The organism is Halomonas sp. LS-001 (assembly GCF_052983955.1).
This window is the reverse complement of sequence record NZ_CM129816.1, coordinates 3,264,039-3,278,249: the sequence shown is the minus strand read 5'-3', so window position 1 is coordinate 3,278,249 and position 14,211 is coordinate 3,264,039. Positions and strand designations below refer to the sequence as shown.

Annotated in this window: 13 protein-coding genes; 2 read left to right on the top strand and 11 right to left on the bottom strand. The window is 56.0% G+C overall.

Going from position 1 to position 14,211, the window contains the following annotated elements:
* The first annotated feature begins 21 nt into the window (after positions 1–21).
* Positions 22–2,319, top strand: coding sequence for a 5-methyltetrahydropteroyltriglutamate--homocysteine S-methyltransferase (gene metE, locus ACU6TU_RS14480; RefSeq protein WP_447142092.1), 2,298 nt, complete (start codon positions 22–24; stop codon positions 2,317–2,319).
* 84 nt (positions 2,320–2,403) lie between these two features.
* Here the strand turns inward: metE and ppk1 are convergent, their stop codons facing one another.
* On the bottom strand, positions 2,404–4,596 hold the full coding sequence (gene ppk1 / locus ACU6TU_RS14475; protein ID WP_447142091.1) for a polyphosphate kinase 1: 2,193 nt from the start codon (positions 4,594–4,596) through the stop codon (positions 2,404–2,406).
* A 148-nt stretch (positions 4,597–4,744) separates the two neighbouring features.
* Positions 4,745–5,758 (bottom strand): porphobilinogen synthase, encoded by a 1,014-nt coding sequence (gene hemB, locus ACU6TU_RS14470; protein WP_447142090.1) that lies wholly within the window; start codon positions 5,756–5,758, stop codon positions 4,745–4,747.
* Positions 5,759–5,909: 151 nt separating this feature from the next.
* Between hemB and elbB the strand changes: the two genes are divergently transcribed.
* Complete coding sequence (elbB, locus tag ACU6TU_RS14465) at positions 5,910–6,569, top strand: isoprenoid biosynthesis glyoxalase ElbB (RefSeq protein ID WP_447142089.1); 660 nt, start codon at positions 5,910–5,912, stop codon at positions 6,567–6,569.
* A gap of 466 nt (positions 6,570–7,035) precedes the next feature.
* On the opposite strand, the gene tatC is transcribed toward elbB, so the two are convergent.
* From tatC to hslU, 9 genes are all read right to left on the bottom strand, one after another.
* Positions 7,036–7,830 carry a twin-arginine translocase subunit TatC gene (gene tatC, locus ACU6TU_RS14460; protein WP_447142088.1) on the bottom strand — a complete coding sequence of 265 codons (795 nt, stop codon included), beginning with the start codon at positions 7,828–7,830 and terminating at the stop codon, positions 7,036–7,038.
* A complete protein-coding gene (gene tatB / locus ACU6TU_RS14455) occupies positions 7,827–8,285 on the bottom strand; it encodes a Sec-independent protein translocase protein TatB (protein ID WP_447142087.1) in 459 nt (152 codons plus the stop codon). Before tatB ends, tatC begins: the two co-directional genes overlap by 4 nt.
* A gap of 3 nt (positions 8,286–8,288) precedes the next feature.
* Positions 8,289–8,555, bottom strand: a complete 267-nt coding sequence (gene tatA / locus ACU6TU_RS14450) for a Sec-independent protein translocase subunit TatA (RefSeq protein ID WP_447142086.1) — start codon at positions 8,553–8,555, stop codon at positions 8,289–8,291.
* 57 nt (positions 8,556–8,612) lie between these two features.
* Positions 8,613–8,978, bottom strand: coding sequence for a phosphoribosyl-ATP diphosphatase (locus ACU6TU_RS14445; RefSeq protein ID WP_447142085.1), 366 nt, complete (start codon positions 8,976–8,978; stop codon positions 8,613–8,615).
* 154 nt (positions 8,979–9,132) lie between these two features.
* Positions 9,133–10,755, bottom strand: a complete 1,623-nt coding sequence (ubiB, locus tag ACU6TU_RS14440) for a ubiquinone biosynthesis regulatory protein kinase UbiB (RefSeq protein WP_447142084.1) — start codon at positions 10,753–10,755, stop codon at positions 9,133–9,135.
* Entirely contained in the window at positions 10,752–11,408 is a 657-nt protein-coding gene (locus ACU6TU_RS14435) for a ubiquinone biosynthesis accessory factor UbiJ (protein WP_447144266.1), read from the bottom strand. The genes ubiB and ACU6TU_RS14435 overlap by 4 nt, the downstream gene beginning before the upstream one ends.
* Before the next feature lie 76 nt (positions 11,409–11,484).
* Positions 11,485–12,240 (bottom strand): bifunctional demethylmenaquinone methyltransferase/2-methoxy-6-polyprenyl-1,4-benzoquinol methylase UbiE, encoded by a 756-nt coding sequence (gene ubiE / locus ACU6TU_RS14430; RefSeq protein WP_447142083.1) that lies wholly within the window; start codon positions 12,238–12,240, stop codon positions 11,485–11,487.
* 132 nt (positions 12,241–12,372) lie between these two features.
* A complete protein-coding gene (locus tag ACU6TU_RS14425; protein ID WP_447142082.1) occupies positions 12,373–12,756 on the bottom strand; it encodes a gamma-butyrobetaine hydroxylase-like domain-containing protein in 384 nt (127 codons plus the stop codon).
* A gap of 132 nt (positions 12,757–12,888) precedes the next feature.
* On the bottom strand, positions 12,889–14,211 hold the full coding sequence (gene hslU / locus ACU6TU_RS14420; protein ID WP_447142081.1) for an ATP-dependent protease ATPase subunit HslU: 1,323 nt from the start codon (positions 14,209–14,211) through the stop codon (positions 12,889–12,891).

The following is a 14,211-nucleotide window of genomic DNA, read 5'->3' as shown; positions in this document are numbered from 1 at the left end:
TTCACGTTGGAAGGTTTCATCATGACAGTTTCTCATATTCTCGGCTATCCCCGCATTGGTGCTAAACGCGAACTAAAAAAAGCGACAGAAGCGTATTGGCAAGGGGAAATATCAAGGCAGGCACTGGAAGCGGCGGGAAAAGAGCTAAGGCTCTCTCATTGGCAGACCCAGCAAAAAGCGGGCCTTGATGTTGTCAGTGTTGGTGATTTTGCCTTCTACGACCAGGTGCTTAATGTTTCCGTCACGCTGGGGGCGATACCGGCACGTTTTAACGCCCAGCAGGAAGTGGATGCTGGCAGCGTGGATCTCGACACGGCCTTTCGCATGGCCCGTGGCCGTGCCCCCAGCGGTGAGCCAGCCGCTGCCTGTGAAATGACCAAGTATTTCGACACTAACTACCACTACCTGGTCCCTGAGCTGCATGAGGGGCAAACGTTTACGCTGGCATCTGAGCGTCTGTTTGATGAAGTGGATGAAGCCTTGCAGGCAGGCTTTACGCCGAAAGTGACGCTGACGGGGCCGCTGACCTGGTTATGGTTAGGTAAAGCCAAAGGCAGTGAGTTTGAGCGCCTGAGCCTGCTGGATAGCGTGCTGGATGTGTATAGCGAAATACTGACGCGTTTCGCTGCTCAGGGCGTTGAGTGGGTACAGCTTGATGAACCAGCGTTGGTGCAGGATCTGCCGCTGGCCTGGCAGCAGGCGTATGAGCGTGCCTACCATCGCCTGCAGTCAGCGCCAGTGAAATTACTGGTGGCCACGTATTTTGGCGCCTTGGGCGATAATCTCTCATTAGCCACACGCCTGCCTGTGGCCGGTTTGCATATTGATGCCGTGCGCGCCCCCGAACAGATAGAAAGCGTTATCGATCGCTTAAGCCCCCATCAGGTGTTGTCGGTTGGTGTGGTGGATGGCCGCAATGTCTGGCGAGCAGATCTGGCGGCTCTGCGTGAACGTCTGCTACCGCTAAAAGTACGTCTCGGTCAGCGGCTATGGCTGGCGCCCAGCTGTTCGCTGCTGCACGTGCCCGTAGACCTTGCTCAGGAAACCGAGCTGGATAGTGAACTGGCAGGCTGGCTGGCGTTTGCCCGCCAGAAACTTGATGAGGTTGTCACCCTGGCTCGGCTGACCGACAACCGGGCAATACCTAGGGATGAGCAACGGGTGAGCGATGCAACCCGCGCACTGGATGCGCGTCGGGAATCACTCCGTATTCACCAGCCAGCCGTGAGTGCTCGCTTGTCGGCGATGACGGCTCAGGATAGCCAGCGACAATCGCCGTATGCGGCTCGTGCCGAGGCGCAGCGAGAGGGGCTCGCACTGCCGTTATTTCCGACCACAACGATTGGGTCTTTTCCACAGACCGGCGAAATACGTGCAGCGCGTCGTGCGTTTAAAGCTGGCGAGCTGCGCCAGGCCGATTATGAAGCGCGCATGCGTGAAGAAATTGCCTACGTTGTGGAACGCCAGAAAGCCCTGGGGCTGGATGTGCCGGTGCACGGTGAAGCTGAGCGTAACGATATGGTGGAATACTTTGGTGAACAGCTGGAGGGCTTTGCCTTTACGCGTTTCGGCTGGGTACAGAGTTATGGCTCCCGCTGTGTCAAACCGCCGATTATTTTTGGTGATATTTCGCGCCCGGTGCCTATGACGGTTCGCTGGACGGCGTACGCGCAGTCGCTGACCGATAAACCCATGAAGGGCATGCTGACCGGGCCTGTAACCATTCTGCAGTGGTCGTTCGTGCGTGATGACCAGCCCCGGGCGACGACCTGCCGCCAGATTGCCCTGGCGTTGCGTGACGAAGTGCTGGATCTGGAAAAGGCGGGCATTCAGGTCATTCAGATTGACGAGCCCGCGCTTCGTGAAGGCTTACCGCTTCGCCGGCATGAATGGCAGACTTATCTGGATTGGGCGGTGGAGAGCTTCCGGTTAAGTGCAGCTGGCGTGGCGGACAGCACTCAGGTTCATACGCATATGTGTTATTCGGAGTTCAACGACATCATTGCTGCCATCGCGGCGCTGGATGCTGATGTGATCACGATTGAAACTTCACGTTCCGATATGGAGTTGTTGGACGCCTTCCAGGATTTTGCGTATCCGAATGACATTGGCCCAGGGGTTTATGATATTCACACGCCGAATATTCCTGAGGTGGCGTGGATGGTGGATCTGATGGAAAAAGCGCTTGAAAAAATCCCGGCCGAACGGCTTTGGGTGAACCCTGATTGTGGTCTGAAAACGCGGGGTTGGGCAGAAGTCGAGCCAGCCTTGGCTAACATGGTTGAAGCGGCGAACCAGCTGCGCCATCGATACGCCTGAGTTTTCGAATAACGATATTTTGGCTTTAACAGCATTAACGCCCCCTCGACGCATGTGCGTCGAGGGGGCGTCGGTTTTAATCCACTAACTTTTGGACGCGTAGGCGTAGAGCAGGGTTTCCTGTGCGCTGATCGGCGCGCCTTCACCGTGATCCTGAAGCTGGTAGGTACCATCTGACTGCAGCAGCCAGCTTTGGCAGTTATCCACCAGGTAGGTTTCAAGGTCCTTGCGCACACGGGTCGCGAGTTTTTTATCCAGCAGCGGGAAACAGGTTTCCACCCGGTGGAACATATTGCGGGCCATGAAATCGGCGCTTGAACACCAGACTTCTGACTTACCATCATTGTGGAAATAGAAAACCCGTGTATGTTCCAGAAAACGGCCAATAATCGAGCGGACACGGATGTTCTCCGAGACCCCTTCAATGCCCGGTTTCAGACAGCACATGCCGCGAATGATCAGGTCACACTCCACGCCAGCCTGAGAGGCGCGATAGAGGGATTTGATCAGCTTCGGTTCGGTAAGCGAGTTGCACTTGATGATGATATGCGAGCGTTTACCTTTGCGGGCATTCTGCGCCTCCCGCTCAATCATCGCGGTGAGCCCTTCATGCAGGGTGAAGGGGGCATGCAGCAACGTCTCGATGCGCCTTGCCCGACCCATGCCGGAAAGCTGCTGGAAAACGCGATGCACATCGGCACACAGGGCTTCATTGGCAGTCAGCAGGCTGTAATCCGTATACAGCTTGGCGGTTTTGGAGTGATAGTTGCCGGTGCCGAGATGAGCGTAGTGGCGCAAGGACCCTTTCTCACGCCGCACGATATGCATCATCTTAGCATGCGTTTTGTAGGCCATCACGCCATAGATCACGATGGCACCGGCTTCCTGCAGGCGCGAGGCCAGCTGCAGGTTATCTGCTTCATCAAAGCGTGCGCGTAGCTCAATGACCACGGTCACTTCTTTGCCCTGTCTGGCCGCATCCACCAGAGCGCCCACAATCGGCGAGTCTGCGCCGGTACGATAGAGCGTCTGTTTAATCGCCAGCACATCAGGGTCGCGCGCAGCTTCGCTCAGCAGGTCTTCAATCGGGGTGAACGACTGGAAGGGATGATGAAGCAGAATGTCACTTTTGCGAATGGCGTTAAACAGGCTGCCCGCCTTGAGGGCTTTGGGTATGCCTGGTGTATACGGCCGATAAAGCAGTTCTGGCCGGTCAACGTCGCCGAGGACCGCCATCATGCGGGTCAGATTGACGGGGCCAGCAACACGATAGAGGTCTTCCTGGTCCAGGTTGAACTGGCGCAACAGGAAGTCGATCAGGTCTTGCGGGCAATTGTCGGCCACTTCCAGGCGAACGCCACTGCCATAACGACGGGCCAGCAGCTCGCCGCGCAATGCTGATGCTAGGTCGGAGACTTCCTCAGGATCGACGGTCATATCAGCATTGCGGGTCAGGCGGAACTGGTAGCAGCCGCGAACCCGCATGCCGGGGAACAGCTCTTCGGCATGGGCGTGGATCATCGATGAGAGAAACACATATTCCGAGTAGCCCTCTTCGCATAGCTCCTTGGGCAGGGCCATCAGGCGCGGCAATGAGCGTGGTGCCGGTAGAATGGCCATGCCGCCAGCGCGGCCAAAGGCATCTTTACCTTCCAGCTCGACTATGAAGTTGAGGCTTTTATTGACCAGCCTTGGAAACGGGTGGGAAGGATCCAGCCCGATGGGGCTGATCACCGGCATGATCTCGTCGTTGAACATTGCCCGCACCCAGGATTTCTGGTCATCGGTCCATTGGCCGCGGCGACGGAAACGCAGGCCCAGCGCTTCCAGTGCAGGTAGCAGGGTGTCATTCAGAATCTGATACTGGCGGGTAATCTGTTCATGGGCGATCTGCGAAATTTCGCTCAGCACCGCCTTGGGTAGGCGGCCATCCGCGCCGGTTGAATCATCACCGAGGGCAATCTGATGCTTCAGGCCAGCGACGCGGATCTCGAAAAACTCATCCATATTGGACGAGAAAATCAGCAGGAACATCAGCCGGTTGAGCAGCGGGTGCGCATCATCCAATGCCTGCTCAAGCACGCGGATATTAAACTGCAGATGGGAAAGTTCGCGGTTGAAATACAGCTGAGTATCATCCAGGTCTGTTTCCAGCTGGTTTTCCCGTGCCTGAACGCCCGTAGGCGTACGGTTGATCCGCAGGGGCGGTGTTTCGCTGTCACCTGCTCCTGTGTCGGCACCTGCCTGACGTTGTTTATCTTCACCGGATGTATCCATCACCGCTCCTGAGTCATCAAAATTATCTTTTTTACTAATACTATTATGGACGAAAAAGATGACAAAGGAGTGTCACTAAAAGGTCATCTTTTTTCCGACATTGAGCAGCGGTGAAACATTGATGTCAGCAAGCGGTCATGTTGACTTCTCAGTTTTGTGCGTTTAGCAGACGAGCGGCGTCCATGGCGAAATAGGTCAGGATGCCGTCGGCACCGGCGCGCTTGAAACACATCAATGACTCAAGAATCACACTGTCGGCGTCTAGCCAGCCGTTATCAAACGCAGCGCGATGCATCGCGTATTCACCGCTGACCTGATAGGCAAAGGTGGGCACCTGAAGCTCGCTTTTGACCCGGCGCACGACATCCAGGTAGGGCATGCCTGGCTTGACCATCACCATGTCAGCGCCTTCGGCAATATCCATGGCCACTTCATGAATGGCTTCATCACTGTTGGCCGGGTCCATCTGATAGGTGCGCTTATCGGCGTTGCCGAGATTCGATGCCGAGCCGACCGCGTCACGAAAGGGGCCATAGTACTTGGACGCGTACTTGGCGCTATACGCCATAATGCGCACGTTATGCAGATGTTCCTGCTCAAGTATCTGGCGGATGGCACCGATACGGCCATCCATCATGTCAGACGGTGCGACCACATCTGCGCCGGCTTCAGCGTGGGAAAGAGCCTGCTTAAGAAGGGTGTCAACCGTGCGGTCATTCTGTACATAGCCTCGCTCATCCAGGATGCCGTCCTGACCGTGGCTGGTGTAAGGGTCAAGCGCCACATCGGTAATAATACCCAGCGCTGGCAGGGCTTCTTTCAGGGCGCGCACACTGCGCTGGACCAGGCCATTAGCGTTGTAAGCTTCTTCTGCCAGCTCACTTTTCTGCTCTGGCCCGATCACAGGGAATAGCGCCAGCGCTGGAATGCCCAGTGCGTAGGCCTCACGAGCCTGCTCAATTAACAGGTCAATGGACAGACGTTCAACGCCGGGCATGGAGGCAACGGCTTCGCGTTGATTGTCACCTTCCAGTACGAAAACCGGCAAAATCAGGTCGCTGGGAGTGAGTGTCGATTCCTGCATCAAGCGACGGGAGAAATCATCGCGGCGCATGCGGCGCATCCGGGTGGCAGGGAAGTGACGGGGAGCAGGTGTGTTCAACGGCTTTCTCCAGACAATCGCGTAAGTGGGTGCCCGATAGGCGTCGTGTGAGTATATCAGTCTTGCTCAGTAGCGAAAGCAGGCTTGTGGCTGACATATAAACTGCCTAGAGTGAAGGGCTGTTTATTTGGCTCTTCATGAGGATGGAACTATGACCAAGCAGGTAGCGGTGATATTAGCAGGGTGCGGTGTGTATGACGGCTCTGAAATTTATGAAACCACATTGACCTTATTGCGACTGGATCAACTGGGCATTGGTTATCACTGTTTCGCGCCGGATATGGCTCAACATCACGTGATCAATCATATCACCCAGGATGAGGTCGAAGGCAGCACGCGCAATGTACTGGAAGAGTCAGCCCGGCTGGCACGAGGAGACATCAGCCCCTTAGACGAGCTGGATGCTGGTGAATTTGATGCGGTGATTGTCCCGGGCGGCTTCGGGGTGGCGAAAAACCTGTCGGATTTTGCCCTTAAAGGTGACGATATGCAGGTGCTGGAGCCGCTTAAAGAGGCGTTGCAAGCGTTCCGGGAAGACGCTAAGCCGATAGGTTTGATGTGCATTTCCCCCGTGATGGTACCGCGCCTGCTGGGAGAAGGTGTCGCTGTAACGGTCGGGCATGACCCCGGCGTTGCAGGGGCGATCAGTGCGATGGGCGGCCTTCACCGCAGCTGCGGTGTCGAAGATATCGTCGTGGATTTTGAAAACCGTGTCGTGACCACACCGGCCTACATGCTTGCGACCCGCATCAGTGAAGCGGCCACCGGTATTTTCAAACTGGTCGAGCGGATTGACGACATGATGGGCTGATTAGCCACGCTATTTATTAAAAACATGTCCTCACCAACGCTTGTCTTCACCAAAACTTGTTTTCACTAGGGTCTGTTGACGTTTCATCGCGAACCGCGTTGCCGCATCAAAATGTGCCAGACAAGGCGCGGAACGCCGTTAAGGGTGGTTCCCTTCTCAAGTTTCGCAACGCAGTATGGTGCATTTTGAGGCGCAACCCGAAGGGCTGGGTCAGTTTTTATCCGCTGCTGCGTTAGTCGTCGTTCATTTGGAGTTACCAAACGTCTCTCCTCCTGCCTTGCCCCGAATAAAAACTGACACCAGCGCGGCCGTGAATGAAACGTCAACAGACCCTAACGTTTGTCTTCATAAAAGGCTTATTTTCATCAACGCTTGGCCCCATCAAAAAACCTCCGTCCTTAAGCAAAGTGGGCGGAGGTTTTTTATTGACGACTTGTCAGTCAGCGTGAGCAGGGTAGCCGGTATGTTACTGGGTGCTGTCAGATTCGCCTTCCTCGGCGTTTTTTGCTGCAGCGCGGCGGTTGCGCACCAGTCGCCCGAACAACAGACCGACTTCATATAACAGGTACATGGGGACGGCGAGCAGGCTTTGTGATACCACATCGGGCGGTGTCAGTAACATGCCGACGACAAAACAGCCGAGGATGATATATGGGCGCTTTTTCGAGAGGCTTTCCACGGTGGTCGCGCCACTGAACACCAGCAGGAAAGTCGCAATAGGAATTTCAAAGGCCACGCCAAAGGCGAAGAAAAGCTTGAGTACGAAGTTCAGGTACTGATTGATATCGGTCATTACCTGAATGTCAGCCGGGCCTGTCTGAGTGAAAAAAGCAAACAGCAGGGGGAATACGATGTAATAGGCAAAGGCGGCACCCGCATAAAAAAGCCCGACACTGGAGACCAGTAGCGGAATCGCCAGGGCTTTTTCATTATCGTAAAGCCCGGGGGCCACAAACGACCAGGCCTGATGGAGGATAAAAGGCACTGCGGCAAAGACGGCCACCACCAGGGTTAATTTGAACGGTGCCAGAAAGGGAGAGGCCACTTCGGTGGCAATCATCTGCGAACCGGGCGGCAGCAATGCCATCAGCGGTTGTGCTACGAAGGTGTAGATGTCATTGGCAAACGGGTACAGGCCAAGAAAAATCACCAGAACGACCACAACAGCACGCATCAGACGTGAGCGGAGTTCAATCAGGTGTTCAATCAGTGGAGCCTGCGCCTGTTTAGCCTGCTGCTCCTGGGAGTCGCCGCTGCTCATCGAGGGTTGTGATCCTTTTGCAAATCAGTCTTTTGAGAATCAGCCTTTTGAGAAGATGCCTCTTGTGTGATTGAACTGGCGCTCTGTTCGGCGCTTTCACGCACGGTGTTCAGGGCGTCGTCAATACGCGCGGAGGCATCGGCAAGTCGCTGCTCAGCCTGATGTTCGGATGACTGACTTTTGGCAGCATCGGACGGCTCGGCAACGCTTTCAACGTCCAGCTTGGCTTTCTTCAGGCTATCATCCAGTTTTTTCTGCTGCTCATTGAGCTTCTGGCGTAGCTCTTCTGTTTCAAGCTGAGCGCTGATTTCGCGCTGCATCCCGGATACCGTACGCTTTATCTTGCCGACCCATAGCCCGGCAGTACGCGCTGCACGGGGCAGGCGTTCAGGGCCGAGTACCAGTAAACCCACTACGGCGATGATCAAGAGTTCAAGAAAACCGATATCCAGCATGGGTTATTTGCGCTCTTCGCTATGGTCTGTCTGCTTTTCCTGCGCCTGAACATCGTAAGTGTTGCCACTTTCCTCATGGCTGACTTTGGCTTGCGGTTCGTCAGCCTCCTTCTTGTCGCCTTCTTTTTCCTCTTCATGGATGGCTTTCTTGAAGCCTTTCACGGCGCCGCCAAGGTCGGTGCCCACATTGCGTAGCTTCTTGGTGCCGAAAATCAGGATGATGATCCCCAGAACAATCAGCAGTTGCCAAATACTGATACCACCTAACATATGCGCGTCCTCATGAGTGTTTGCGGCAAGTAAATCGTATGCGTTGGCAGACGATCATCAGGCCTTGTTGCGTGAAGCTTTTTCGTCGTGGCCCGAGACCCCGAAACGGTGTGCCAGTTCATCCAGTACGGCTTGATGATCCAATCCCAGGTGAGAAAGCATAACCAAGCTATGAAACCACAAATCTGCGGTTTCGGCGATAACCGCCTGTTGTTGATGCTCATCACCCTGTTCGGCATCTTTGGCAGCCAATAATGTCTCGGTGGCTTCCTCGCCGACTTTTTCCAGTATCTTGTTTAGTCCCTTGTGATGCAAGGAGGCAACGTAGGAATCGTCCGGTGCGGCATGGCGACGTTGCTTGAGGACGGCGAATAGCGCATCCAGTACGGTGTCATCCACGGCAGGGGGGCGCGTGTTCGTCATGAGGGGGCCTTTTGTTGCATGTCGAATCGTACCTTTAAGAGTACTTTAAGTAAGAGTACCTTAAGCAAGAGTGACTTGAATAAGTTTGCCTTTCGAAGATTGCATCTTGGTGATGCGGCCAACGAGGGCAAAATGGTTAAGGTAACCGCGTACATTATTGCCACACCAGTAACAACAGCCCGATAGCGGCAGCGGCGAGCACTGGCCATTCCTGCACGCTGACCCATTGGCTGAGTGGCTGCCAGGCAACGGCCGTGGCGATCAGCAGCAGGCCAAGCTTGAGCCGGTAGTGGCGTCGACCCTGGCGGGTCAGTGTCTGGCGAATCGCGCTGATCGCATTGGCTTGCTGATGACGCTGGCGATGCTCCTGCTCCATCCGGCTGAGGGCGTGATGGGCCAGGACAGGCAGCTCCGGAAGCTGGTGCGATAGCTCCGGTGCCTGGCGTTTAAGTGAATCCCATAGCCCGCGCACCCCTGCCCGTTCTTTCATCCAGCGTTCCAGGAATGGCTTGGCCGTGCTCCAGAGATCCAAGTCGGGGTAAAGCTGGCGCCCAAGCCCTTCGATATTAAGGAGCGTTTTCTGCAGCAACACCAGCTGTGGCTGCACTTCCATATTGAAACGCCGCGCGGTCTGAAACAGCCCGAGTAACACCTGGCCAAACGAGATATCTTTCAGCGGTTTTTCCAGAATGGGCTCGCACACAGTACGGATGGCCGCGGCAAACTCATTGGCACGGGTGTTTTCCCCCACCCAGCCGGATTCGATATGCAGGGCGGCAACTTCGTAATAGTCCTGATGGAAAAAGGCCAGCAGGTTACGCGCCAAATAGTCCTGATCTTCCCGGGTCAGACTTCCCACAATGCCGCAATCGATGGCGATATATTGAGGGTCGTCAGGGTCGTCGCAGTTAACGAAGATGTTGCCTGGGTGCATGTCGGCATGAAAAAAATTATCGCGGAATACCTGGGTAAAGAAGATTTCCACACCGCGTTCCGCGAGTTTTTTCAGGTTGGTACCGCGTGCACGAAGAGTGTCCAGATCCGCGACAGGAACGCCGCGGATACGCTCTTGCACCATGGCATGACGTCGAGTGTAAGGCCAGTGGATGGCGGGCACATAAAGGAGCGGAGAATCCTTGAAATTACGTTTTAGCTGGGAGGTGTTAGCCGCTTCCTTGTAAAGGTCCAGCTCATCGAAGAGCGTGGCTTCGTAATCGCGGATGACCTCGACCGGCCGCAGGCGACGGGCTTCCGGTACATAGCTCAATAATTTGGCGAGCTGATACATCAGTGCCATGTCCTGGCGCATCACACGATCGATGCCGGGGCGGATGATTTTGACCACCACATCATCGCCGTTGTGCAGCCGGGCGGCATGTACCTGTGCAATAGAGGCGGAGGCCAGCGGGGTACGCTCGAAGCTGGCAAAGGCCTCAACAAGCGACATACCGAGTTCTTTCTCGACTCTTTCCACGGCAGCATCGGCGGGGAAGGGGGGAACCTGGTCCTGCAGTCGTTTGAGTTCGTCGGCGATATCTTCCGGCAGCAGATCTCGCCGGGTTGAAAGCATCTGGCCGAACTTGACGAAAATAGGCCCGAGCGCTTCGAGCGCCAGCCTGAGCCGTTCGCTGCGCGTTCGCTCGCCTAAGGGGAATAGCTTAAGCGGTGAAACGCTAAGCAGCAGGCGAAGCCACCAGGGCAGGCGGTCCATAGGGATCAGGGTGTCGAGTCGGTAGCGGGCAATCACCCAACCAATGCGCAAAAGGCGCAAGCTCATGATCCAGAGTCCCCTTCTTGTGATAAACGTTGAGTCAAGCGTCGGTGCAGCCGGTTAAGGCGAGCCTCGAGGCGATCCGTCGACACTTCCAACTCGCTGAGATGGTCGCGCAGCACATCGCGTTGCTGACGTCCGGGAAGCAGTTTGGCTTCTTCAAACACGTACTCGGAAACGTCGGCCATCAGCTCATCTCTGGCACGCAGCCCCCAGCGGGCAGCGCGACGCAGCCCTTCGGCGAGAGAGTGGGCCGGAATGTCACCCAGCCAGCGGGCGAGTTCGCCTTCCCAGTCGATATCCAGGTCCGTCAGCAGTTCCTGAGTGGCTTCGAGCAGCTGAATGCGTCCGCGCACCGAGAGTTTGCCTTCAAACATCAGGCGTTCAACGGAGCTGCCGCTGACCCATTCCGACAGGGTTTCCGGTGACAGTTCTACCACAGCGTCTGCGCTGGTCTCGTCAACGTCTTCGGCGCGTAACAGATCAATGCCTGCCGGGTGGAACACCATCAGCAAAGCCAGATTCGGCTGTTCAATACGAACGAGCAGACGGCTACCCGCCAGCGCTTCAAGACGCCCCGGGGACGCAGGGTCTCGGGCCAGAAGCCCGTTGAGAGTGCGCTCACAGCCCGCCAGAAGCAGGGCAGGGGTTAACAGCATACCCACCTCGCTGTTGTGGCCGTGGGGGAAGACGGTGGTGTAATCGTGATGGATGAAATGTTCATAACGGCCTTGATCATAGCTTGATGCCGCGATGAAGAGCGACAATACCACCGGTCAGGTTGGTATATTCGACGCGTTCCAGCCCTGCCGCTTCCATCATCGATTTGAGCACTTCCTGACCCGGATGCATACGGATGGATTCTGCCAGATAACGATAGCTTTCTGCGTCGCCTGCGATCATCTGTCCCATTCTGGGCAGTAGCCGGAAAGAATATTCATCATACGCTTTGGACAGTAACGGATTGCCCGGTTTGGAAAATTCCAGCACCAGCAGACGTCCACCAGGCTTGAGAACTCGCTGCATGGATCGCAGTGCGGCCTCTTTATCGGTGACGTTACGCAGCCCAAAGGCAATGGTAATGCAGTCAAAACTGTTGTCTGGAAAGGGCAGGCATTCGGCATTGGCCTGGACATATTCCACATTACCACCGACACCGTTGTCGATCAGCTTATCACGCCCGACGCGCAGCATGGAGGCATTGATGTCGGCGAGGACGACCTTGCCGCGTGGGCCAACCATGTGTGAAAACTTGAGGGTCAGATCACCAGTGCCACCGGCAATATCAAGGACCTGATGACCCGGACGAACGCCGGAGCGCTCCAGTGTCAGACGTTTCCAGAGACGATGAATGCCCATCGACATCAAGTCATTCATGACATCGTAGCGGGAGGCAACGGAGTGGAAAACATCCGCCACGCGAGACGCTTTCTCGTCGACGGGGACTTCCTGGTAACCGAAATGCGTGGTCTGCTTGTCGGTGGGGCTCATGAGCGGGCGGCTCCCGAATTCGAGACAGTGAAGGCCAGCCTGACGGTGTGTCAATGCTCGGCTGCAACCGTCGTTAAAAAGTTGCCGCTATTGTAGCCTTCTCAGGCCTGACTTGTCTGCGCTTGCAGGTGCTTACAGCTGTTTGATTTCGATACCGAGCGGTTCGCGTGAGGCGCCCGCTTCTTCGATACGCTGCAAATAGTCGCGCCAGTAAGTGGCTTGGTGAGTGGCCAGGTCATACAGATAGTTCCACGTGAACAGGCCGCTGTCATGGCCATCATCGAAATGCACCTTGAGTGCATAATTACCCGCCTGGGTAATATTTTGCAGGCCGACAAGCTTTTTGCCGACTTGGAGTACTGCCGAATCGCCACCATGGCCACGCACCTCGGCCGAAGGCGAGTAAACACGCAATAACTCAATCGGCAGTCGAAAACTGTCGCCGTTGGCGTAGCCAAGTTCGAGTTCGCGTACCTGGCGGTGGTAGTGAACGCGGGAGGGGATGGGAGCGCTCATGGGATGCCTCATGAAAGGGTGAAAATCGGGTTATCAGGCACAATACGCCGACAGCAAGCGGCCACGCAACCGCTGGGTTTGCGTGGCCGCTGATGCTGGCTGGCGATCCTGCTGCCTTAACCGGACGTTGCGTTACAGAATATAACGGGAAAGGTCTTCGTCCACCGCCAGTTCGCCCAGTTGAGCGTTGACGTATTCGGCATCAATCACCAGCGGGCCATCCATGTCACCGCCCTTGAACGAGGCTTCTTCCAGCAGGCGCTCCATGACCGTGTGAAGACGACGGGCGCCGATGTTTTCGGTGCCTTCGTTGACCTGCCAGGAGATTTCCGCAATGCGTTCGATGCCATCCGGCGTGAACTCGATATCCAGCCCGTCGGTGGCCAGCAGCGCCTGATATTGCCGGGTCAACGAGGCCGAAGGCTCGGTCAGGATGCGTTTGAAATCACTGGGTGTCAGGGCATCCAGCTCAACGCGGATCGGTAAGCGACCCTGCAGCTCGGGGATCAGGTCTGACGGACGCGACAGGTGGAAAGCACCCGAGGCGATAAACAGAATGTGATCCGTTTTGACCATGCCGTACTTGGTCGAGACGGTAGAGCCTTCGATCAGCGGAAGCAGATCGCGCTGGACGCCTTCGCGGGATACTTCGCCACCGCTGGACTGACCGCTGCCCTTGGCAACCTTGTCAATTTCATCGAGGAAGACGATACCGTGCTGCTCCACCGCTTCAACGGCGCGGGTTTTAATGTCTTCTTCGTTGACCAGTTTGCCGGCTTCTTCGTCGCGCAGCAGGCTGAAGGCATCCTTGACCATGATGCGGCGGTTTTCACGCTTCTGCTGGCCCATGTTGGAAAACAGGCTTTGCAGCTGGTTGGTCATCTCTTCCATGCCCGGCGGGGTCATGATGTCGACGCTTTGGCCCTGATGGGAAAGCTCAATATCGATTTCTTTCTCATCAAGCTGGCCTTCACGCAGTTTCTTGCGAAACGACTGACGCGTGGCATTTTCTTCGCGGGGCTTGTCTTCCTGCCCGCGGGGTGGAGGCAGTAGGGCATCAAGAATGCGGTCTTCTGCGGCATCGGCCGCGCGATGGGCCACCTCTTCCTTGGCGTGTTCGCGCACCATCTTGATCGCGGCTTCCATCAGGTCACGAATGATGGACTCTACATCGCGGCCGACATAGCCAACTTCGGTGAACTTGGTGGCTTCGACCTTGATGAAAGGTGCCCTGGCCAGTTTCGCCAGACGGCGGGCAATTTCGGTCTTGCCGACACCGGTCGGGCCAATCATCAGAATATTCTTCGGCGTGACCTCGCTGCGCAGGTCAGTTTCCAGCTGCATGCGGCGCCAGCGGTTGCGCAGGGCAATGGCGACGGCGCGTTTGGCATCTTTCTGGCCGATAATGTACTGGTCCAGCGCGTGGACAATCTCGCGGGGAGTCATCTGTGTCAT

Excerpts from the sequence above, each read along its gene's own strand:
- tatA (WP_447142086.1), bottom strand. The coding sequence starts at position 8,555 with ATGTTAGGTGGTATCAGTATTTGGCAACTGCTGATTGTTCTGGGGATC.
- metE (WP_447142092.1), top strand. The coding sequence starts at position 22 with ATGACAGTTTCTCATATTCTCGGCTATCCCCGCATTGGTGCTAAACGC.
- ubiB (WP_447142084.1), bottom strand. The coding sequence starts at position 10,755 with ATGAGCTTGCGCCTTTTGCGCATTGGTTGGGTGATTGCCCGCTACCGA.
- ACU6TU_RS14425 (WP_447142082.1), bottom strand. The coding sequence starts at position 12,756 with ATGAGCGCTCCCATCCCCTCCCGCGTTCACTACCACCGCCAGGTACGC.
- tatC (WP_447142088.1), bottom strand. The coding sequence starts at position 7,830 with ATGAGCAGCGGCGACTCCCAGGAGCAGCAGGCTAAACAGGCGCAGGCT.
- ACU6TU_RS14435 (WP_447144266.1), bottom strand. The coding sequence starts at position 11,408 with ATGCTGTTAACCCCTGCCCTGCTTCTGGCGGGCTGTGAGCGCACTCTC.
- tatB (WP_447142087.1), bottom strand. The coding sequence starts at position 8,285 with ATGCTGGATATCGGTTTTCTTGAACTCTTGATCATCGCCGTAGTGGGT.
- elbB (WP_447142089.1), top strand. The coding sequence starts at position 5,910 with ATGACCAAGCAGGTAGCGGTGATATTAGCAGGGTGCGGTGTGTATGAC.
- ubiE (WP_447142083.1), bottom strand. The coding sequence starts at position 12,240 with ATGAGCCCCACCGACAAGCAGACCACGCATTTCGGTTACCAGGAAGTC.
- hslU (WP_447142081.1), bottom strand. The coding sequence starts at position 14,211 with ATGACACAGATGACTCCCCGCGAGATTGTCCACGCGCTGGACCAGTAC.
- ppk1 (WP_447142091.1), bottom strand. The coding sequence starts at position 4,596 with ATGGATACATCCGGTGAAGATAAACAACGTCAGGCAGGTGCCGACACA.
- ACU6TU_RS14445 (WP_447142085.1), bottom strand. The coding sequence starts at position 8,978 with ATGACGAACACGCGCCCCCCTGCCGTGGATGACACCGTACTGGATGCG.